This is a genomic window from Clostridium simiarum (assembly GCF_018919175.1).
GTDB lineage: Bacteria > Bacillota > Clostridia > Clostridiales > Clostridiaceae > Clostridium_L > Clostridium_L simiarum.
Genome location: NZ_JAHLQL010000001.1, coordinates 1,394,913 through 1,415,554 on the forward strand (window position 1 = coordinate 1,394,913; position 20,642 = coordinate 1,415,554).

17 protein-coding genes, 1 riboswitch and 1 other annotated feature are annotated in these 20,642 nt (G+C 30.8%); all 17 genes read right to left on the reverse strand.

Annotation, left to right across the window (positions count from 1 at the left end):
- Positions 1 to 151: 151 nt before the first annotated feature.
- The 17 genes from ftsH to KQI89_RS17905 all read right to left on the reverse strand — a co-directional run bounded on the left by ftsH (position 152) and on the right by KQI89_RS17905 (position 20,375).
- Positions 152 to 2,056 carry an ATP-dependent zinc metalloprotease FtsH gene (gene ftsH / locus KQI89_RS06610; RefSeq protein WP_042439455.1) on the reverse strand — a complete coding sequence of 635 codons (1,905 nt, stop codon included), beginning with the start codon at positions 2,054 to 2,056 and terminating at the stop codon, positions 152 to 154.
- Between the two features lie 68 nt (positions 2,057 to 2,124).
- Positions 2,125 to 3,519, reverse strand: a complete 1,395-nt coding sequence (gene pepV / locus KQI89_RS06615) for a dipeptidase PepV (RefSeq protein WP_216456407.1) — start codon at positions 3,517 to 3,519, stop codon at positions 2,125 to 2,127.
- 93 nt (positions 3,520 to 3,612) lie between these two features.
- A complete protein-coding gene (gene lepB, locus KQI89_RS06620; protein WP_042439641.1) occupies positions 3,613 to 4,179 on the reverse strand; it encodes a signal peptidase I in 567 nt (188 codons plus the stop codon).
- 4 nt (positions 4,180 to 4,183) lie between these two features.
- Complete coding sequence (locus KQI89_RS06625) at positions 4,184 to 4,423, reverse strand: DUF3006 domain-containing protein (RefSeq protein ID WP_032122293.1); 240 nt, start codon at positions 4,421 to 4,423, stop codon at positions 4,184 to 4,186.
- A gap of 116 nt (positions 4,424 to 4,539) precedes the next feature.
- Complete coding sequence (locus KQI89_RS06630; RefSeq protein ID WP_216456408.1) at positions 4,540 to 5,496, reverse strand: glycoside hydrolase family 73 protein; 957 nt, start codon at positions 5,494 to 5,496, stop codon at positions 4,540 to 4,542.
- Between the two features lie 105 nt (positions 5,497 to 5,601).
- Positions 5,602 to 7,044: an NAD(P)/FAD-dependent oxidoreductase gene (locus KQI89_RS06635; RefSeq protein WP_216456409.1), complete on the reverse strand. Its 1,443-nt coding sequence runs from the start codon at positions 7,042 to 7,044 to the stop codon at positions 5,602 to 5,604.
- Between the two features lie 147 nt (positions 7,045 to 7,191).
- Positions 7,192 to 8,208, reverse strand: coding sequence for an NADPH dehydrogenase NamA (gene namA, locus KQI89_RS06640; protein WP_216456410.1), 1,017 nt, complete (start codon positions 8,206 to 8,208; stop codon positions 7,192 to 7,194).
- A gap of 140 nt (positions 8,209 to 8,348) precedes the next feature.
- Positions 8,349 to 9,188: a hydroxyethylthiazole kinase gene (gene thiM, locus KQI89_RS06645; protein ID WP_216456411.1), complete on the reverse strand. Its 840-nt coding sequence runs from the start codon at positions 9,186 to 9,188 to the stop codon at positions 8,349 to 8,351.
- Positions 9,175 to 10,005, reverse strand: coding sequence for a bifunctional hydroxymethylpyrimidine kinase/phosphomethylpyrimidine kinase (gene thiD, locus KQI89_RS06650; protein WP_216456412.1), 831 nt, complete (start codon positions 10,003 to 10,005; stop codon positions 9,175 to 9,177). The genes thiM and thiD overlap by 14 nt, the downstream gene beginning before the upstream one ends.
- A gap of 34 nt (positions 10,006 to 10,039) precedes the next feature.
- Positions 10,040 to 10,528 carry an energy coupling factor transporter S component ThiW gene (gene thiW, locus KQI89_RS06655; RefSeq protein WP_032122299.1) on the reverse strand — a complete coding sequence of 163 codons (489 nt, stop codon included), beginning with the start codon at positions 10,526 to 10,528 and terminating at the stop codon, positions 10,040 to 10,042.
- Positions 10,529 to 10,613: 85 nt separating this feature from the next.
- A riboswitch (TPP riboswitch) is annotated at positions 10,614 to 10,724 on the reverse strand.
- A 46-nt stretch (positions 10,725 to 10,770) separates the two neighbouring features.
- Complete coding sequence (locus tag KQI89_RS06660) at positions 10,771 to 11,469, reverse strand: DUF5714 domain-containing protein (protein ID WP_032122300.1); 699 nt, start codon at positions 11,467 to 11,469, stop codon at positions 10,771 to 10,773.
- Positions 11,470 to 11,576: 107 nt separating this feature from the next.
- Complete coding sequence (locus tag KQI89_RS06665) at positions 11,577 to 12,683, reverse strand: iron-containing alcohol dehydrogenase family protein (RefSeq protein ID WP_216456413.1); 1,107 nt, start codon at positions 12,681 to 12,683, stop codon at positions 11,577 to 11,579.
- A 34-nt stretch (positions 12,684 to 12,717) separates the two neighbouring features.
- On the reverse strand, positions 12,718 to 14,052 hold the full coding sequence (gene mgtE / locus KQI89_RS06670) for a magnesium transporter (protein WP_032122302.1): 1,335 nt from the start codon (positions 14,050 to 14,052) through the stop codon (positions 12,718 to 12,720).
- A gap of 414 nt (positions 14,053 to 14,466) precedes the next feature.
- Complete coding sequence (locus KQI89_RS06675; RefSeq protein ID WP_216456414.1) at positions 14,467 to 15,834, reverse strand: sodium-dependent transporter; 1,368 nt, start codon at positions 15,832 to 15,834, stop codon at positions 14,467 to 14,469.
- 83 nt (positions 15,835 to 15,917) lie between these two features.
- Positions 15,918 to 16,140, reverse strand: a binding site (T-box leader).
- A gap of 235 nt (positions 16,141 to 16,375) precedes the next feature.
- On the reverse strand, positions 16,376 to 17,089 hold the full coding sequence (locus tag KQI89_RS06680; RefSeq protein WP_216456415.1) for a M48 family metallopeptidase: 714 nt from the start codon (positions 17,087 to 17,089) through the stop codon (positions 16,376 to 16,378).
- 84 nt (positions 17,090 to 17,173) lie between these two features.
- Positions 17,174 to 18,979: a thioredoxin domain-containing protein gene (locus tag KQI89_RS06685; RefSeq protein WP_246582965.1), complete on the reverse strand. Its 1,806-nt coding sequence runs from the start codon at positions 18,977 to 18,979 to the stop codon at positions 17,174 to 17,176.
- Positions 18,980 to 19,304: 325 nt separating this feature from the next.
- Positions 19,305 to 20,375 (reverse strand): M23 family metallopeptidase, encoded by a 1,071-nt coding sequence (locus tag KQI89_RS17905; protein WP_216456416.1) that lies wholly within the window; start codon positions 20,373 to 20,375, stop codon positions 19,305 to 19,307.
- Between the last annotated feature and the right edge of the window lie 267 nt (positions 20,376 to 20,642).

Consider the following 20,642-nt stretch of genomic DNA (forward strand, 5'->3'; position numbering starts at 1 on the left):
AAGACTTATCTAAAACTTTCTCAAAGTATTAATAGTATTTTATTATATCATAAATTTCTACAATTATAATATTTCAATACTAATTTAAATAGAGAGAGCACTTAACTTTAGGCTATCCTAAAGAAGTGCTCTTTATAAGTGCTATAAAACTTTAATCAGTAATAGGTTTTATAGGCTCTTCTTCTATAACAGTAGGCTCTACCTTTGTATCCTTATGATTTTCTTCTTTCCCTATCCTTGGTAAATTATTTTTTTCTCTATATTCATTTATCATATTCATAAATTCTTCACCAGTAAGGGTTTCTTTATCAATAAGGAATTCTGATATTTTTATTAAAAGCTCTTTATTTTCTTTTAATATCTCTATAGCCTTTTCATGGCAAGTTTTTATTATACTTAAAGTTTCATTGTCTATCATTGCTGCAGTTTCTGCACTACAATTTTGAACTGGTCTACCATCTAAATATCTATTACTTATAGATTCTAAGGCCATCATGTCAAATCTATCCGTCATACCATAAATAGTAACCATACTTCTAGCTGTTTGTGTAGCTCTTTCTATATCATTGGAAGCTCCTGTAGATATCATATTAAACTCTACTTCCTCTGCAGCTCTTCCTCCTAACATAACTGTTATTTGGTCAATCATCTCTTCTTTAGAAACTAAATATTTTTCTTCTGTAGGTAGTTGCATGGTATAGCCTAAGGCTCCCATGGTTCTTGGAACTATTGTTATCTTATGAACAGGGTCTGTATTATTTAGCATAGCTGCTACAAGGGCATGACCTACTTCATGGAAAGCCACTGTTCTCTTTTCCTTATCGGACATTATTCTATCCTTCTTTTCTTTACCAGCTATTATCACTTCTACAGCCTCTTCTAAGTCTTCTTGGATTACTACTTTTCTATTATTTTTTACTGCTCCTAAAGCAGCTTCATTTACTATGTTTGCAAGGTCTGCTCCCACAGCTCCTGGGGTAGCTTTTGCTAAAGAAGATATATCTACATCATCTCCTAGCTTAACATCTTTTACATGAACCCTTAGTATAGACTCTCTCCCCTTAAGGTCAGGTCTATCTACTATAACTCTTCTATCAAATCTACCTGGTCTTAAAAGAGCTTTATCAAGGACTTCTGGTCTATTTGTAGCTGCTAAAATTACAACTCCCTTAGAAGGATCGAAACCATCCATCTCTGAAAGTAATTGGTTTAAAGTTTGTTCTCTTTCATCATTACCCTGCAGAGCTCCATCTCTACTTTTTCCTATAGCATCTATCTCATCAATAAATATTATACATGGAGCTTTTTCTTCCGCCTGTCTAAAAAGATCTCTAACTCTTGATGCTCCCATTCCCACAAACATCTCAACAAAGTCAGAACCAGACATAGAAAAAAATGGAACCTTCGCCTCCCCTGCTACGGCTTTAGCAAGCAAAGTCTTTCCTGTACCTGGAGGTCCTACAAGTAAAGCCCCCTTAGGTAATTTAGCTCCGATTTCTGCATACTTTTGAGGATTATGAAGAAAATCAACAATCTCAACTAAGGATTCCTTAGCTTCTTCCTGTCCTGCTACATCCCTAAAGGTTTTTCCTGTCTCATTTTCAGCATATAACTTTGCAGTATTTTTACCGAAGGACATAACTCCTCCACCCATTTTTTTATCGATTCTTCCGAAAATAAGCCTTCCTAGCATCATAAAAATAAATAATGGAATTACCCAAGTCAATACTATATCCAAAATAGGGCTATTATTTGGTACATCAGCATTAAATTCTACCTTTGCATCATTTAATATATTTACAAGATTAGGATCTCTAAGATTTCCTGTATATAAAGCTTTATTTGCATATTCAGTATCTTCTTTAGCCTTTATAAGTATTCTATCCCTTTGAAGAACTACCTTTTCTACCTTATTTTCTTGAAGTAAAGTTAAAAATTCATTATAAGGTATTTGCTTTGTACTTAAATTTGTAGTGAAATAATTTATAAGCAGTACTACGAATATTACTCCTACTAAATAAAACATTCTATATTTAAACTTCTTGTCATTAAACATCCTATCCACTTTATCTTAAGCTAGATTAAATCTTAAAACAAAGCTATTTTACACTTCCTTTCTAATGTCTATTTTGCAAGCTCATATATAGCATTACCATATATTTTAGCATTTAAAATTAAGTCCTCTATTTCTATATACTCATTAGCCTGATGATCTAAATCAGGTTTTCCTGGGAATATAGGTCCAAAAGCAACTATATTAGGTATTTCCTTTGCATAGGTTCCACCACCTATAGCTAATAGCTCTGGTTCTTTACCTGTTTGTTCCTTGTAAACCCTTTGAAGAGTCTTTATTAAATCATGGTCCTCTGGAAAATACAATGGGTTTTGGTGTTCAAAGTTTTCTATTTTTATATCAGTACCTTCTAATCTCTTATTAAAAGGCTCTGTCATATCCTCTAATTTAAAGGTAACAGGATATCTTAAATTTAAAGTCATAGTAAGCTTATCCTCATGATAATCTATTATGCCTACATTAAAGGATAACTTTCCTGAAACCTCATCTTCTAATCCTACTCCAAAGCTCTCTCCATAAACCTCATGACCTATATACTTATTAGAAAAATCTACAAACTCTTTTAATGTGGAATTTGAAAGCTCCAATCCTGCTAATATCTCAATCATAAGCATTATAGCATTTTTACCAAACTGTGGGACACTTCCATGAGCTGAAACTCCAAAGGTCTTTATAATTATTTCTTTAGGTTTATCTTCTAATTCTACTTTAAAACCCTCTCTTTTATTAAATTCTTTTATGTAGGCTTCTAAATTTTTATAAGAAAAACCTGATAAAGAAGCCTCGCAATAATCTGGAACCATATTGGCTCTATGTCCACCTTTAATATAATTCACTTTAAAGTCTTCATTTTCTGAAGAAACCATAGGTTTTACAATATCAAATACAGTTCCACCCTTTTCTGCATATATAATAGGATACTCAGCATCAGGAGTGAATCCAGCTAAGGGTGCTTTTTCATGTTCCATATAATACTCCATATCTTTTGAACCAGTTTCTTCATTAGTTCCAAAGATAATTCTTATCTTTTTAGAAATAGGTAAATTACTATCTTTAATAGCCTTCAATCCAAAAAGTGCAGCCATCATAGGACCTTTATCATCTAAAGTTCCTCTAGCATATATTTTTCCATCATGAATTTCAGCTCCATAAGGTGGATAAATCCATCCATCCCCCTCTGGAACTACATCTAAATGACCTAAAACACCTATATAATCGTCACCTTCACCATATTCTGCATAGCCTACATACCCATCCATATTTACTGTGTTAAAACCTAGATTCTTAGCTATTTCTAAAGCCTTTTCTAAGGCTTTAGAAACACCTTTACCAAAAGGAGCATTTTCTGAGGGTTCATCCTCAACGCTTTTTATCATTAATACTTCTCTTGTAGACTCTATGATCTCATCTTTTAGTTCATCTATCCTTCTAGATATCATTGTCATCCCAACCCCTTTCATATTAGACGGAAATTACTTATATTCCTCTTTATAAATTAATTTTTAATTTTAATTATAGTTAACTTTTAATTGTTAGAATTACCTTACCATACCAACCCTATCAAAAGGATATACTCTTACTTGAGCTTTCCCCTTTATATCAGACTTATCTATGAATGGGTCTTTCCACCATCTACTATCCTTAGAATTAGCTCTATTATCTCCTAAGAAAAAAAACTTATTTTCTGGAACCTTAAACTTTCCTCCACGATCATCTTGATGTTTAACATATTCTTCTTTAAGTTCCTCTCCATTAACAAAGACCTTTCCATCATCTTTTATCTCCACAGTATCACCTGGTAATCCTATTACCCTTTTTATTAAAAGATCCTCTAATTCATTAGAGTAAAATACTATGATATCTTCTCTTTCTATTTTTTCTGTATTATATATCTTAGTAACAAAAAGTTGATCCCCTACTTTAAGTGTTGGTAACATAGATTCAGATGGTATATACACTTTAAATATTAAAAATTTATTTATAAGTCCTGCTATTATAAGAGCTAAAAATATAGGTAAGATCCACTCAGTAAAAAACTTCATAAATTTATTTTCATTTTGTGAATTATCATTTGACTCTCCAATATCATCAATTTTATCCGTCATATCATTATTCATCTACCCACATACCTTTCATAAAATCATTAACATATTTTCTTCTATTTTCTGTAAGCACAGGGTCCTTAAAATAAGTTTCTCCTTCCTTAAATATAATATCCCCTTCTTTTATAGGATGTTTAAAATTTTTTAAGGGTATATTAATTATATTCCCTTCATTATCTTCAGCTATTACTATATTTTCTTCTATTCTATCCACTATATATTTATCTATTCCTAATTGAAACTCCATGTTATACCTCCAAAATTAAAAGTATCATGATATAATTATATCATGATACAATAAATTTCATATAATTTAAATAGTATTTAATACAAATTTCATAGATATTAATTTAATTTTACAAATTAACGTATTTCACCTTTTAAATATTTCATTTCAACTTCATAATCTACTAGTTGAAGATTATAATCTCTTATTAATGTTATTAATAAATCAGAGTAAACTTTTTCACCTTTATGATTCTCTACTGTACTATATCCACCCTTTTCTATAGCTTGAGCCTGTTCTATATAATGTGTGGCTTGAAAAACTCCTGCCTTAGAATATCTTGGGTTGTTATATAAAAACTCTCTATGATCTGTTATTGAATCATTTATACTTTTATATACTCTAAAGTTATCTGTTATAATCTGATTATTATATTCAGAGGTTTTCATGGAGACCTTCTCTCCCTTCCAACCTTTATCTGCTTTGATTCCAAAAAGATTATTGGCTTTTACAGTTAAATCTGACTTGCCCCAACCTGACTCTAAAATAGCTTGTGCAATTGTAACTGACGGAAAAATTCCGTATCTAGTATACCCTTCAATGGCACCTTCTTTAATGCTATTAATAAAGTCTGTTTGTACACTATCTTTATCTAACTCTTCTTTCAAAAGTCCTCTATACTCTAAATCTTTTAAGTATTTATTTGCTCTTTCTTTTTCCTTTTCCTTAAACTCAAGCTTTGTCATAACTTCATCCATTGATATAATCCTGTAATTACTATTTTTAACTTTAAATTCTCCTTTATTCTCTTCTAAAAACATATTAGCAAGATCTAATCTAGATTCTTCAGTGGATTCTGAAAGATTATTTTTATATCTCACTGCGTCTAACGCAGCCATTTGTTTCCAATTAACCTGTAACTTACCTTTGCTAGCCTCATCTGCTGATTTTATGTAATCTATAACCTTCATACTTTTAAAATTTATATTTTTATATTTTAAGTTATAATTTCTTTTATACAATAAAAAACAAATGGAAGATGATAATATTAATATCATAATAAGGGATATTGTAACTTTTTTCTTAATAGTCATGCTTTTTCTCCTCAATACTACTTTAAATACTATATATTTTAAACACTGATATCTATATTATCTTATAAAACTCACATATTTACAATATCCCTTAGCTAAAATCTATTATTTTAACTTTCTAACTAAATTTATATCAGCTCTTTCTACCTTAATTTCAGAGGAACTTCCTCTTACTGTTACCTCTTCCATAGGTATTCCAATTTCTCTTGCTATTATTGACTTTACTCTTTTTTGACAAAAATTCCCCTGACATTGTCCCATTCCTGCTCTAGTTCTTCTTTTTATAGCATCTGTAGACTTTATTTTAATTCCTCTATTCATAGCATCTATAATCTCTGATTCTGTAACCTTTTCACAACGACAAATTATATTTTTTTCTGGATTTTCATCATCAATTTTACCATCAAAATCCCTATGTTTTTCTATGATTATTGGCTTTCTATAGGGGTTAAAGTTTTCCTTTTCCTTTAATGATAAACCAGAGTCTTTAAGTATTGAAGCAACCAGTTTTGCAATAGCTGGTGACGAAGTAAGTCCTGGTGAATCAATACCTGCAACATTTATAAAACCTTTAACCTTACTTTCTTCTATTATAAAATCTCCTGTACTACTTATAGCTCTTATGCCTGAAAATGTTGTAAGGGTTCTTTTAACTTCAAAATCTGGTATAGACATTCTTGCAGTTTCCAAAACCCTTTCTAAAGTTTCTATATCTGTAGCTACATCCATTACATCATCTACTTCTTCCGCATTAGGTCCAATCATTAAATTACCATGATAAGTAGTAGTTACTAGTATTCCCTTTCCCTTCTCAGTAGGAACCTGAAATATTACTGTTTTTGCAAGATGACCTTGGTCTTTTCCCATTAATAGATATTGTCCTCTCCTTGGCACTATGGTAAAATCATTTAGTCCCACCATATTAGCCACCTTATCACTATAAAGTCCCGCTGCATTTATTACATATTTACTTTCTATATCCTCCCTATTTGTTTTTATTATAAAATAACCTTCTTTTTTCTCAATATGCTGTACAACTGTTTCAAGTTTTAATTCAACCCCATTTTCAATAGCATTTTCTGCTAATGCTATGGTAAATTCATAAGGTGAGGTAACCCCTACACTTTTTGCATATAAAGCTACCTTAACTTTATCATTTATATGTGGTTCTATATCTTTTATCCTATCCTTATATATGATTTCTAAATCATCACAGCCTATCTTTATTCCATTATCATAAAGACCCTTAATGGTTTTTTCATCCTTCTCATCAAAACCAATAACTAAAGCTCCTGTGTTTTTATATCCAAAATTTAATTGTTCTTCTAATTCTTTATACATACTATTTCCTTTAGCACAAAGCTCCCCCTTTAAGGTTCCATACTTAGCTGCATAACCCCCATGAACTATTCCACTATTAGCTTTAGATGCTCCAGTTGTAACATCATCTTCTTTTTCTATAAGACAAATGTTTAAATTATATTTTGATAATTCTCTTGCTATAGCAGAACCTACAACTCCTGCACCAATAATACTTACATCATACATATCCTTCACCCTTTCATATTGAATAATAGTTTTAATTTATAGCAAAAAGGTGCCTTTGACTTATATTCAAATGCACCTTCTCAAATTCTCAGGTAAAATAATATTTAATTTTTACATAATATATAACTTAAAAATACTTTTAAAAAACTACTTAAAAGCTCTTATATATTGCTCTGGAAACTCCATGTTTATTTCTTTTTCATAAGCCGTTTGAAGAACCCAATAAGGGTTTCTTAATAATTCTCTGCCTAAAGCTACCATATCTGCTCTGTTATTTTGAAGTATCTCTTCAACCATATCAGGATTTTCTATTAATCCTACTGCAATAGTGGGTATATTGCACCTATGTTTTATCTCTTCTGCAAACTTAATTTGATATCCAGGGTAAGTCTTTATAGGCGTAGGTACTACTGCCCCTGAGCTTACATGGATTATATCCACCTTATCCTTTATCATATCAATTATTTTTACCATTTCATTAATATCTACTCCACCCTCTGCATAATCAGAAGCAGAAACCCTAAGACCTATAGGCTTATTAGAAGGCCATACCTTATTTATTTCTTCTAATATCTCCTTTAAGAATCTCACTCTATTTTCAGTACTTCCGCCATATTCATCTTCCCTTTTATTAGTTAAGGGAGATAAAAATTCATTTATTAAATAACCATGAGCCCCATGAAGTTCTATCATATCAAAACCTGCTTTATCAGCTCTAATAGCAGCATCTTTGAAAACTTTAACTAACTCTTTTATTTCTTCCTTTGAAAGTTCTTTAGGTTCTCTGTAATTTTCACTAAAAGCTATAGCACTTGGAGCCACTATATAGTCTGCTTCTGCTTCACATTTTCTTCCTGCATGTGCTAATTGTATTGCCATTTTAGAGCCATATTTTTGACCTGACTCCACAATGGTTTTTAAAGTCTCTATATGGTTATCACTCCATATTCCTAAATCCTTACTACTTATCCTCCCATTAGGTGTAACGGCTGTGGCTTCTAAGATTATAAGTCCTACTCCTCCAATAGCCCTTTCTGTATAGTGAATAAAATGAAATATCTTTGCCAGCCCTTCTTGGTCAGTACCGTACATACACATAGGTGGTAAAACTATTCTATTCTTAAACTCTATATCCTTCAATTTGTAGCTTTCAAATATTTTCAACCATATCACCTCATTTAGCTATTTTTAAAAATTATTTGTTAATATAATTTTACTCTAAAATATCCATAAGGTAAAGGGTATGATAATTTATAGTGCTACAGATTGATATTGTCAAATTAAACCTTATTAAACCTTAATTTTTAACCTTCAACTTCTATATGTGCTCTTTTGCATATATTTTCATAGTTTAAATTGTATATAGAGTCTATTATATTAACCCTGTAGGTTCCAATACCTTGATTTTCCTTCTGCTTTAAAGCTTCATATGCCATTTCTCCTGATATACCCATGGAAGCTGTACCAAAAATTGCTGATTTAAAAGCCTCAACCTTAGCCCCTAAAAAAGAACCTATTAAAGAGGCACTCATACATCCCGTTCCTGTAACCTTAGTCATAATTTCATGTCCATTAAATACTTTAGCAACTTTGTCTCCCTCAGCTATAATATCAATAGCACCACTTAAAGCTATAGCGGAATCTAATTTTTTAGATAGTTCTTTTGCTACATATATAGCTTCTTCCATATATTCTTTCTCACTATGTATTTCTTCAGAGTCTACTCCTTTTCCTTGTCCTTGGAGTCCAAAGATAGTCTTTATTTCAGAAAAATTCCCTCTAATTATGTCTAAATGCACATTTTTTATTATTCTATCTACAGCTTCTTTTCTATAAGCTGTAGCACCTACACCTACAGGATCTAAAACTACAGGTATATTAAGCTCCCTTGCCTTTTTACCTGCCTTTATCATAGATATTAGTTTTTCTTCATTTATAGTTCCTATATTTAATACTAAAGAAGATGCTATGCTAACCATCTCCTCTACCTCATGGACACTATCTGCCATAACAGGAGAAGCTCCAATAGCTAAAGTTATATTTGCACAATCATTTACAGTTACATAATTCGTAATATGATGCACCAAAGGTTTTCTATCCTTTATATTTTGAATTTGTTCCCCAAACTCTTTACATATCTCCATCTTCTATCCCTGCCTTTTTATAAAGTCTATAAAAATGATGGGTTGGACCAACTCCATGACCTATACTAAAAGATTGTTCAATAGCTTCTGTTATATATTCCTTAGCCCTTCTTATAGACTCCACCATGTCATAGCCAAGTGCTAAGTTAGAAGCTATAGCTGAAGAAAGTGTACATCCTGTGCCATGGGTATTCTTTGCATCTATTCTCTTTGAATAAAAATGTGTTAAGTCTCTTCCATCATATAAAACATCTATGGCTTCACCCTCAATATGTCCACCTTTCATAAGTACATTTTTACAACCTAATTTATAAATTATCTTAGCTGCCTTTTCCATATCTTCTATAGTTTTTATTTCTATAATTTCAGATTTAGTAGCCTTTAATATTACCTCCGCCTCCGGAATATTTGGAGTTATTATAGTAGCAAGAGGTATTAAAGTTTTTATCAAAGCCTCTTTAGATTCAGGTCTTAAAAGTGAATATCCACTCTTTGATACCATAACTGGATCTAAAACTATATTCTTCGGATTATATTCCTTAAGCTTTTTTCCTATTGCTTCTATAGTTTCTATTTTTGATACCATGCCTATTTTTAATGCATCCACATTAATATCCTTAAATATAGCATCCATTTGAGCTTTTATTATTTTCTCTTCAATATCCTGAACTGCTAAAACTCCTTGAGTATTTTGTGCTGTTACAGCAGTAATAATACTCATGCCATAAACCCCATGAGCACTAAAAGTTTTTATATCCGCTTGAATCCCAGCTCCCCCACAACTATCAGAACCTGCAATGGTTAATGCTTTTCTCATTTTCTTACCTCCACTATTTTATTCTTATCTTATGTTACATAATTTTCTTAGTAACCTTACTAAAATCAAAAGCTTTTAATATAGCATAGGCTATGATACTTCCACCTATAGTACTTATTAAAAATGGCACAACATAAAATAGAGCTGCCACATCTTTGCCTAAAACAAATTTTGCTATAGGGAAGGCTAATATCCCACCTAAAATGCCTGTACCAAATATTTCGCCTAGTACAGCTAAACCCTTTTTCTTAGTAATCTTAAATAATATCCCTGATAATAGAGCTCCTATCATACTACCTGGAAAAGCTAACAATGAACCTACGCCTAATAAATTTCTCAATAAGGAAATTACAAAAGCTATTCCTATAGAATGCACTGGTCCTAAGGTTACAGCAGCAAGTACGTTAATGGTATGCTGTACTGGAAAACACTTTGAAGCTCCCACTGGTATATAAATAAGCTGACTTCCTAGTACACCAATAGCAATAAGCATAGCAGAAAAAGTTAATTTTTTTGTCTTCATTGAATATCCTCCCTTATTAGAATATTTTAAAAAAATTAAAGCACAGATCCGTAAGATCTGTGCTATTTATCCCTAAAAATATTGTATTATTTAATAGTACACTTCCTACGCTGGCATTATCCAGTTCAGGTTTAAGGTCTAAGAATCAGGATTCTTACTCTCAGCCAGCCTTGTTCTAGCTCCCTTGTGTTGTATTATGTTGTTAACCAAATCATAACACTATTTTTTTCTTTAATCAATAATTATTTTCTATAAAATATACACTCTTCTTTTATACACTGTGGATTAAATTGGCTGAAAGAGCAACTTACTTTATCATTTACTAAATTTACATTTAAAGTTTCAGCCAGGTATTTACTAGCCTCTTCTATAGCTAAAAAACTATCTCTTTTGCAACACCTAGGTCCACCATTTTCTGCTATAGCATTTAAACTTTTAGCAGTAACAAAATTGCTGAACTTCCAAGGCTCTTTAGACAGTGGAGTAGCCCCAGTAATTATACTCATAAATATTCCTGTTCCTACAGCAGCACCACAGCTTCCATAAAAGCCACAAAAACCCCCTAACACATTTTTAGATCTTTTTGCAGCTTCTTTAATTTTTCCTTCTTTATCTTCCTTTTTTCCTATAGCATTATAATAAGCTGATATAAGTACCGCCGGCACTAAAAAGTGATGTTCCGGTCCATGCATTTTTATAGCAGGGTGCCTCATTAAATCTGTAGCAATATGCAATGGACTTATACTTTCACTTTTAACACAGTATTCCTGTATTATGTCATAGGCTCCCTTAGCATGACATCCATCACAGACATAGTGTCCATTTTCACATATTGCCTGTGAGACATGGGTTTCTCCACAGTAAAAGCACTTATATTCTGTTGATTTTTCTTTATAAACTAAGTTTCCACCACATATTAGACAATTATATTTATGTTCCATAAAACCCCTCTTTTCATACCTATTATGTAATAATTATAACAAAAACTGCTAACAAAATATTATTGTAAGCAGTTTTATTTTCATATAAGCAAACAGTTAGAAAATCTTTATTTAATTTTCTTTATTAGACTATTTACATATATATTATATATTTCATCATAACCTATCTTTTCAGGATGATTCTTTAACTTCCCTTCATTTGAGCACATAGTTTCTGCATAAACCTTTATCTCTTTTTCAGTTATTTCTACATCACATTGCATTAATTTATTTAATATATCTATCATTTCTTCTAAGTCTTTTACATTTAAAAGGCTTAATACTCTATTTACTCTTTCCTTATCTTTAAAAACCTTTAAGTATTCTCCATATAATATTCCATTTGCTTTTCCGTGTGGAACATTTTTAAAGTAGGTTAGAGGATATCCCATACCGTGTGGAAGTGAAGTTCCCGTTTGCGCTATAACCATTCCTCCTAGTGTAGAAGCTAGCATAAGCTTTTCTCTATTAGAGTAGTCTATATTATTTTCTAATAAATTTTTTATACATTGCCCAAAAAGTTCTATGCCTTTTTCTGCCATTATATCTGTTAAATCATTGGCGTTACTGTTTAAATAACCTTCCACTAAATGAGTAAAAGCGTCTATAGCCGTACTTATTGTAACATCATAGCTCATATCCATAGTATAGGAAGGATCTAAAAAGGCTATATGTGGAAAAACACTTTGTCCTAAATTCTTTTTTGTAAGCTCCTTATGATCAGTAACTATAGAGTATTGAGTAACTTCAGAACCTGTTCCTGAAGTTGTAGCAACTGCAATTACAGGTATGCTCTTTAAATTTTTTAACTGAAATATGTTTTCACCATTTACTTCAGGATTATTTATAAAAATCCCAATAGCCTTAGAAGCATCTAAAGGTGACCCTCCTCCAATGCCTATTATAAAATCCACTTTTTCTTCTTTACCTACTAAAGCTGCCTTTTCTATAGTTTCTATAGAAGGATTTTCTTCTACTTCATCAAAAATAACATATTCTGTGCCGTTATCTTCTAATACCTTTATAACATCATCTAAAGAACCATTAACCTTTGATGATCTCATTCCTGTTACAATATAAGCTTTCTTACCGAAGTTTTTAAACTCTTCTTTCTTCTGCCACAAAATATTTTTTCCAAAATAAACTTTTGTGGGCATAAAATAATTGAACAACACTAAAACTCCACCTTTCCAAAGTTATATCTAACCTTTAAATCCCAAGAAGTACTGTTGCTGTAGCAAAATATAAAACTAAAACTAATGCATCTACTATGGTAGTTATAAGAGGACTAGCCATTATAGCTGGGTCTACTTTAAGCTTTTTTGCAACTATAGGTAATAATCCACCTACAGCTTTTGCAATAATTACAGTACAAAATAATGTAATGCAAACTGTTAAGGATACATAAAAGTCAACTTTTTCTAAGAAATAAATTCTTCCGAAGTTTACCACAGCTAAGGTTATTCCTACTAACAAACTAACTCTTAGCTCCTTAAATACCACTTTCACCCAATCCTTTGGTTTAATTTCTCCTAAAGCCAATCCTCTAATAATTAATGTAGAAGATTGGGAACCTGCATTTCCTCCAGTATCCATAAGCATAGGAATAAATGCAGTTAAAATTACAACAGTTTGAAGAACATCCTCATATCTTTTTATTATATTACCAGTAAAGGTAGCCGAAATCATAAGAACTAAAAGCCAAACAATTCTATGCTTTGCTAAAGAAAAAACACTTGTTTCTAAATATTCCTCCTCTGAAGGCTCCATTGCCGCCATTTTTTGGAAATCCTCTGTAGTTTCTTCTTCAATAATATCTAAAATATCATCTACAGTAATTATACCTACTAATCTATTTTCATTATCTGTTACTGGCATAGTAATAAGGTCATATTTTTTAAATAATGAAGCAGCTTTCTCTTGGTCATCATGAGTATGCACATATTTAAGGTCTTTATCCATGATATTTTCAATTACTTCTTCTTCTTCACTTAATATTAGTTGCCTAAGTAAAATTACGCCCTCTAACTTTCTTCCCTTAGAAGTCACATAACAAGTATCTATAGTTTCCCTATCTACCCCAATTTCTTTTATCCTAGCTATAGCTTGTTTAATAGTCATCTCTTTATGAAGATTTACATACTCTATAGTCATTATACTTCCAGCAGAATTTTCAGGATAATTTAGAAAATGATTTATTGTCTTTCTTGTTTGTTCGTCTGTATTTCTCAAAACTTTTTTAACTACATTAGCTGGTAGCTCCTCTATAAAGTCTACAGTATCATCTAAGTATAAATCCTCTATCAAAGATTGAACTTCTTTATCTGTTATAGATTCAATTATGAATTGCTGCTCCTTTTGACTCATGTAGGAAAATACCTCTGCAGCAATGTCCTTTGGTAATATCCTAAAAATTATTAACTTTTTTTCTTCTGGTATTTCCTCAAACATTTGAGCTATATCTACCACATTCATTTCAGAAAATTTGTTTCTTAATGTTTCTAATCTTTCCTTATCTAAGTAACCAAATAGTAAATTATTCATAGCCAAACCTCCTAAATAAGTTCAGCTCTATCTCCTTACTATATAGAAAAATCACCTCTATTATTGTAAAAATTTCTACATTTTATAATTAATTGCTTTAGAACAATCCATTATAATTTTTACACTATAATAGTTAGAAGATGGCTGAACATATTATACATATTTATTTTTTTATTATCCCCACTAGGATAATCATCCATTACTACCATCTCCCTTTCTTTTTTTATTTTATATTTAATAATGGATTTTTGTTATATTTATTATAACAGAAAATCAGCAAAACATATACGTAAAGATTATTCTATATAAAAAAATTAACTGAAAAGAATAAAAATATTTCAAATAATAGTAAGATACAAAAACAAACACCTTTGAGTTTTCATAGAATTTTATTCCCTCAAAGGTGCCAATTGTTTATTTTATTAATCCTATAGAATAGAAGAATATTATAACTAAAAGTACAGGAGAAATATATCTTATTAAAAAATAATACAAACTAATTACTTTTTTATTATTTAAAGTTCCCTCATTAGATAGTTCATCTACAATATTTTCTTTCTTATTATAATATGCTACTAATATGGCTACCAAAAATCCTCCAATAGGCATAAGAATATTTGAAGAAACATAATCAAATATATCAAAAATTTTCTTACCTAAAATACTTATTCCACCTAAAATACTTTGTCCATCAGCTGATAAAGTAGCAAAAACTCCAACAACCATTATAATTAAAGCATTTATAATAACAGCTTTCTTCCTACTCATTGACTTTTCCTCTGTATGGTATGCAATTAATACTTCCATCATAGACATCATAGCTGTAGTAGCAGCTATAGAACTTAATAAGAAAAATGCTACTAATAATATGTTTCCAAAAGGAATTTTAGAAAATACTAATGGTATAGTTAAAAATAATAATCCTGGTCCTGATTCTGGTGTTAATCCAAAGGAAAATACTGCTGGGAAAATAGCAATTCCCGCCAATATGGAAACTAGGGTATCAGACAAAGCTACCTTTATAGATGTACCTATCATATTGTTATCCTTTGTAAAATAACTACTATAAGTAACCATGGTTCCCATACCAAGAGATAATTTAAAAAAGGATAATCCTAGAGCAACCAAAAATGCATCTTTAGTTAACTTTGAAAAGTCAGGTTTAAATAAAAACTTAAATCCCTCAGCTGCGCCTGGAAGAGTTACAGCTCTTATATCGCAGATAATTATTAAAATAAATAATAATGGCATAAGGGTTTTTGTAAATTTTTCTATTCCCTTTCCTACCCCTAAAAATATTATCAAAGACACCACAATTATTGCGATAAACTGCCAAACTATTGGTTCTATGGGTCCTATCATAGTATTAGTGAAAATAGAACTTGCACTAGCTGAATTTATATTATTAAACTCTCCTTTTAATGCTTTAAATACATAAGAATACACCCATCCAGCTACGGAGCTATAAAAAAATAAAATTAAATAAGCAGTAATAATTCCTATAGTACCCATGTGTTTCCACTTAGAGTCACCTTTAATACTTCTTATGGCGCCAATTATATTTTTCTTAGTTTTTCTTCCAATATAAAACTCGCTTATCATTACAGGTAACCCAACAAAAACAATGCATAAAAGATATATAAACAAAAAGGCTCCTCCACCATTGCTACCAATTACATAAGGAAACTTCCATATATTCCCAAGACCTACAGCTGAACTTAGTGTAGCAAAAAATATTGCAAGTCCCGATGAGAATGATTCTCTCTCTTTCAAATCCTTCATAACCTCTCTCCTTTCACTTTTCCATTATTATTACCAAATTATATTTTTAAAATTTATTAAAACATAAAAAAAGGTACCAAAGATAAAGGGACGAACTTTATCCGTGGTACCACCCTATTGACAGTTAAATTAATTTTTAAATCTCTCTAATCTGTAACGTAGACATACGACTCAGCTTAATCATTAATATATAATTTTCAGCTTGTAGTTTAGGAACGAACTTCATTGCAAATCTTCACTAATTTCCACCTACCATTAGCTCTCTAAAGAATAAATTACAACTACTCCCTCCATCATAACCTTTAAATATAAAATTAAATTTTCACAATTAGTATTTATACATTTTATAATCAATTCAATAAATACACAAGTTAATTTAATTCTATTTAATTAAAAGTAATCGTTTATATTGCAATTTTATTATTTTTTACTTGATATTTTGATAGGCTTTACCTTCTATACTTTACTAAGATATATGTAGTATCCTTTTCCAAAAACATCCTTAATTAAATAAAAAATAGACTCTTACAATTTAAAATTTCTAAAGTTCTAACTTATGTCCATTTATTTTAAACCATTGTTTTTGCTCCTTGTAGTCAGGCATTATAGAGCTTACCAAATTCCAAAAATTTTTAGAGTGATCTTTATAAACCATATGACACATCTCATGAAGGATTACATAGTCTATTGCCCTAGGCTCTGCCATTATACATCTCCAGTTAAAAAGTAATCTATTATCATAGGTGCAGCTTCCCCATCTTCTTTTCTGTTCTTTAACAACTATGTCCTTTGGTTTTTTGCTAAAAATCTTTTCATATTTTTCTGCACTCTGAATTATATAGCTTAAAGCCTGTTGTCTATACCATAGTTGTAGAACTTTTTTTATCTTATCTTTATTTTTATCTTTAATTCTTACAACTATATTATCTTCTTCTATATACACTTCAGATTTTTTCTTTAAGTTTTCTTCATATATTTTAAGGGTATATTCCTTCCCAAGATATAGTAAACTCTCTCCATCAATAAACTCTTTATTTATTTCTTTATAATCTATAGTTTTAAAATAATTTAAATGTTTTAATATCCAATCTCCCTTTTCAATTAACCTATTTATAATCTTATATTTAGGCAACCTATTAGGTGCTCTAACCCTTATTTTATCTGGTGGCTCTATACTTATTTCTAGCGTTTTTCTCTTACTATATATTATTTCAAATTCTATCTCTTCGTTCTTATATATAAATTTATCTTTCATAATTCCCCTCTAAGCTTAGATAATCATAGATATCTTAGAGTGTCTATGTACATTCTACACAGTACGGTTAAAATATCTATAAATTTATTTTAACTGAAAACTATAATATAAGAAAGCACTAAGAATTTTTGAATGAGCCTGTGGTATTCCCTCTATTGATTTACCAAAGGTTCTAAATATCTGTTCTGCTTTTTCTTTTAATTTTCTATCCCCTGCAATTTCATAGAGTTTTAGCATATTCATAGTTGCCACACTATTACCTGAAGGTATAGCTCCATCGTAAATATCTTTTGGTCTTAAAATAAGTTCTTCGCTATCCTTTCCATATATAAATAACCCGCCTTTTTCTTCATCCAAAAATAGTTCTATCATCTGTTCATTTAGCACTAAGGCCTTTTCAATGTGAGAATAATCTTTAGTAGTTTCATAAGCTTCAATAAGAGCCCAAACAATAAAAGCGTAGTCCTCTAGATAGGCAAGATATGCGGATTCTCCCTTTCTAAATCTCGCAAGTAATCTTCCATCACATCTCTCTAGATTATGAAAGATAAAATCTAAAGCCTTAAGAGCCGCAGTTTTATATTCATTATTATTAAGTACTCTAGCTCCATAAGCTAAGGCTGCAATCATAAGTCCATTCCATGATGTCAATATTTTATCATCCTTATGTGGATGTATTCTTTTTTCCCTATGCTTAAATAACTTCTCTATTATTTTCTCTAAAGAATTTTTTAACTGCTTTTGTTCAATATCTTCTAATTCCTCTCCAATTAAATTAGGTATATTAGACCCTTCAAAATTACCTGTTTTAGATATACCATAGTGATTTACAAAAAGATCTCCCTCTTCCATCTCTAAAGGTTCATATATTTCTGGCCAAGTCCAAAGGTAAAACTTTCCTTCCACACCCTCTGAATCTGCATCTTCTCCAGAATAAAATCCTCCTTCTGGTGATGTCATATCCCTTAATACATAAGTAAATATTTTCTCCGCCACTTCCTTATATAGTTCCCCCTTAGTTACTTCATAAGCTTCTAAATAAGTTATAGCTAATAGAGCGTTATCATAAAGCATTTTTTCAAAATGGGGAACTAACCATTTTTCATCTACAGAATATCTAGAAAATCCAAAACCTATATGGTCAAAAATTCCTCCCTTGTACATATTATCTAAAGTTGTCTTTACAATATCTAAAGCCTTATTTTCTCCTTTAACTTTATAATAATTTAAAAGATAGGATAGATTATGTGGCGTAGGAAATTTTGGAGCCCTTCCAAAACCTCCAAATACAGGATCAAAGGATTTTAGGAAACTTTCATAGGCCTTATTAAATATATCTTCTGGAATCTCTCCGCTTTCATCCTCACTATAGCCTTTTAAACTTTTTACAACCTGATTTGAGGTAGCTAATACATGCTCCCTATTATTCTTCCAAACCTCATTTATATTTTCTAAAAGCTCCATCAATCCCGGTTGATTATATTTAGGTCTTTTAGGAAAATATGTGCCTGCATAAAAAGGTTTTTTATCTGGTGTCAAAAACAAATTAAGAGGCCATCCTCCTGCTCCAGTCATAGCTTGACACACAGACATATACACACTATCAATATCTGGTCTTTCCTCCCTATCTACCTTAATAGGAACAAAATAAGCATTTAATAAATAAGCTACTTCTTCATCCTCAAAAGACTCCCTCTCCATAACATGGCACCAGTGACAAGTGCTGTAACCTATAGATAAAAATATAGGCTTATCTTCTTTTTTTGCCTTTTCAAAGGCTTCTTCAGACCACGGGAACCAATCCACTGGATTATAAGCGTGTTGAAGTAAGTATGGTGATTTTTCATTTATTAATCTATTGGTTTTATTATACATTTTCTCTTCTGTCATATTATCACGCTCCCTTCATCTTTTTATCTATATTACTATACCCAAAAAAGCCATCAGATATTATCTGGTAGCTTTTACTTTTATAGAGAACCTATTTTCCCATTCACGCTTCCTAAGTGTGTAATAATAAAATTCTTGCTTTTCAATCCAAATACTACTTAAAGAATTAACTATTGTGTATTCTTCCCTTATAAGATTTATTTGATTTCATAGATCTATTTAATCCTCCGCTTAACGTGACGTACTAATCTTCTTTCCAAATACTGTTGTTTTTTATTCAGATAACATTTTGCTATTTTAGAAACTTCTCTCATTTATTATTTTTTTATTCTGCATGCACAATTATATTTTCTTCTTGTATTAAGCTAAGCTTATTGCCGGCTACATCTCTTATATTTGAAAAAGAGCAAGGTAGTCCTCTAGCTGCCATGAAGTCTGGTCCATCCATAAGTTGAAAATGTAAGTGAGGACAATTAGATAATCCTGTATGTCCAACTTTACCTATAACTTGTCCCTGTTTTACTCTATCACCATTTTTTACAGTTAGACTATCTTTAACCATATGTCCATAAAAAGAATATTCTTCATTGGCATGTTTCAAAACTATATAATTTCCACACTGAGCTGCCAATCCATATTTATCTATAAGTAGCTTTCTCTCATTCCAATCCCAAGAAGTAGTCATATTAAAACTGTGATAACAATCTACTACCTCACCATCAGCTATTGCAAGTATATCCTTACCATAAACTATATAGTCCTCTTCACACATATTTTCCTTGTAACATAGCTTTTGCTCTGCATTATACTGAGCCATGTCAAAAGCAAATTCCATTGAATAATGTTGTCGATGTTCAGGCAAAGTGTTATAATTTCCACAAGTTGAAATGTTACCTTTAAGTGGGAATATATATTGATTTTTATTTTTATATTGTACTAGCGGGACTTTCAACTGTTGTATATATTCCTTTCCACATTTAAGATAATTAACCTTTATCACCAGTAAATCTATAACTTTATCGTATACTATTATGAAGTATTCATTAAATATACCTGTTTCCTGATTTGGTTCCATCTCTATAGAATTTGTATAACATTCAGGGTTCCAAAACCCCTCTTCACCCAAAAATAATTTAGCCCCAAACCCTTTACCAAGCCAAGCACTATTTTCTGCAAATTCTTTTATAGAATTTGCAAGTGATTTTCCCTGATATGTAACTTGTTTCACTAAAATATCTGAAGCATATAGCTCAAAATTTATATCTTTTAGTATTACATTTTTACCTGAATCATTTTTAAGTTTTAACCCATGTAAAAGGAAATTTGATACTATTTTTCCACCAGTTTCAAGGGCCATATTAATAATAAAATCTATTGGAATTGTATTTATTTGCATTATAATCCCCCCAACTATATATATTAGATTGTTTTTATTGACTATTAATACTTCGCTTATTTTACCATGGGTTTCACTAATTTCTTAACCTTCTATTTAAATGATATCACTGGGTATATCAGCGTATCAACCTACAACATTTTTCTGAAATGAAAATGCGCCACTCCATAGTAAGAATTATTACGCTAATATAATTCCACTAATTAGTGATAGAAATGCAATTTCCATAGCTCCACAGGTAATATTTGCAAAAGACTCCTTATCATT

Bases quoted from the DNA above. Each gene is read 5' to 3' on its own strand.
- ftsH (WP_042439455.1), bottom strand. From the start codon at position 2,056: ATGTTTAATGACAAGAAGTTTAAATATAGAATGTTTTATTTAGTAGGA.
- pepV (WP_216456407.1), bottom strand. From the start codon at position 3,519: ATGACAATGATATCTAGAAGGATAGATGAACTAAAAGATGAGATCATA.
- lepB (WP_042439641.1), bottom strand. From the start codon at position 4,179: ATGACGGATAAAATTGATGATATTGGAGAGTCAAATGATAATTCACAA.
- KQI89_RS06625 (WP_032122293.1), bottom strand. From the start codon at position 4,423: ATGGAGTTTCAATTAGGAATAGATAAATATATAGTGGATAGAATAGAA.
- KQI89_RS06630 (WP_216456408.1), bottom strand. From the start codon at position 5,496: ATGACTATTAAGAAAAAAGTTACAATATCCCTTATTATGATATTAATA.
- KQI89_RS06635 (WP_216456409.1), bottom strand. From the start codon at position 7,044: ATGTATGATGTAAGTATTATTGGTGCAGGAGTTGTAGGTTCTGCTATA.
- thiM (WP_216456411.1), bottom strand. From the start codon at position 9,188: ATGGAGATATGTAAAGAGTTTGGGGAACAAATTCAAAATATAAAGGAT.
- thiD (WP_216456412.1), bottom strand. From the start codon at position 10,005: ATGAGAAAAGCATTAACCATTGCAGGTTCTGATAGTTGTGGGGGAGCT.
- thiW (WP_032122299.1), bottom strand. From the start codon at position 10,528: ATGAAGACAAAAAAATTAACTTTTTCTGCTATGCTTATTGCTATTGGT.
- KQI89_RS06660 (WP_032122300.1), bottom strand. From the start codon at position 11,469: ATGGAACATAAATATAATTGTCTAATATGTGGTGGAAACTTAGTTTAT.
- mgtE (WP_032122302.1), bottom strand. From the start codon at position 14,052: ATGAATAATTTACTATTTGGTTACTTAGATAAGGAAAGATTAGAAACA.
- KQI89_RS06675 (WP_216456414.1), bottom strand. From the start codon at position 15,834: ATGAAGGATTTGAAAGAGAGAGAATCATTCTCATCGGGACTTGCAATA.
- KQI89_RS06680 (WP_216456415.1), bottom strand. From the start codon at position 17,089: ATGAAAGATAAATTTATATATAAGAACGAAGAGATAGAATTTGAAATA.
- KQI89_RS06685 (WP_246582965.1), bottom strand. From the start codon at position 18,979: ATGACAGAAGAGAAAATGTATAATAAAACCAATAGATTAATAAATGAA.
- KQI89_RS17905 (WP_216456416.1), bottom strand. From the start codon at position 20,375: ATGCAAATAAATACAATTCCAATAGATTTTATTATTAATATGGCCCTT.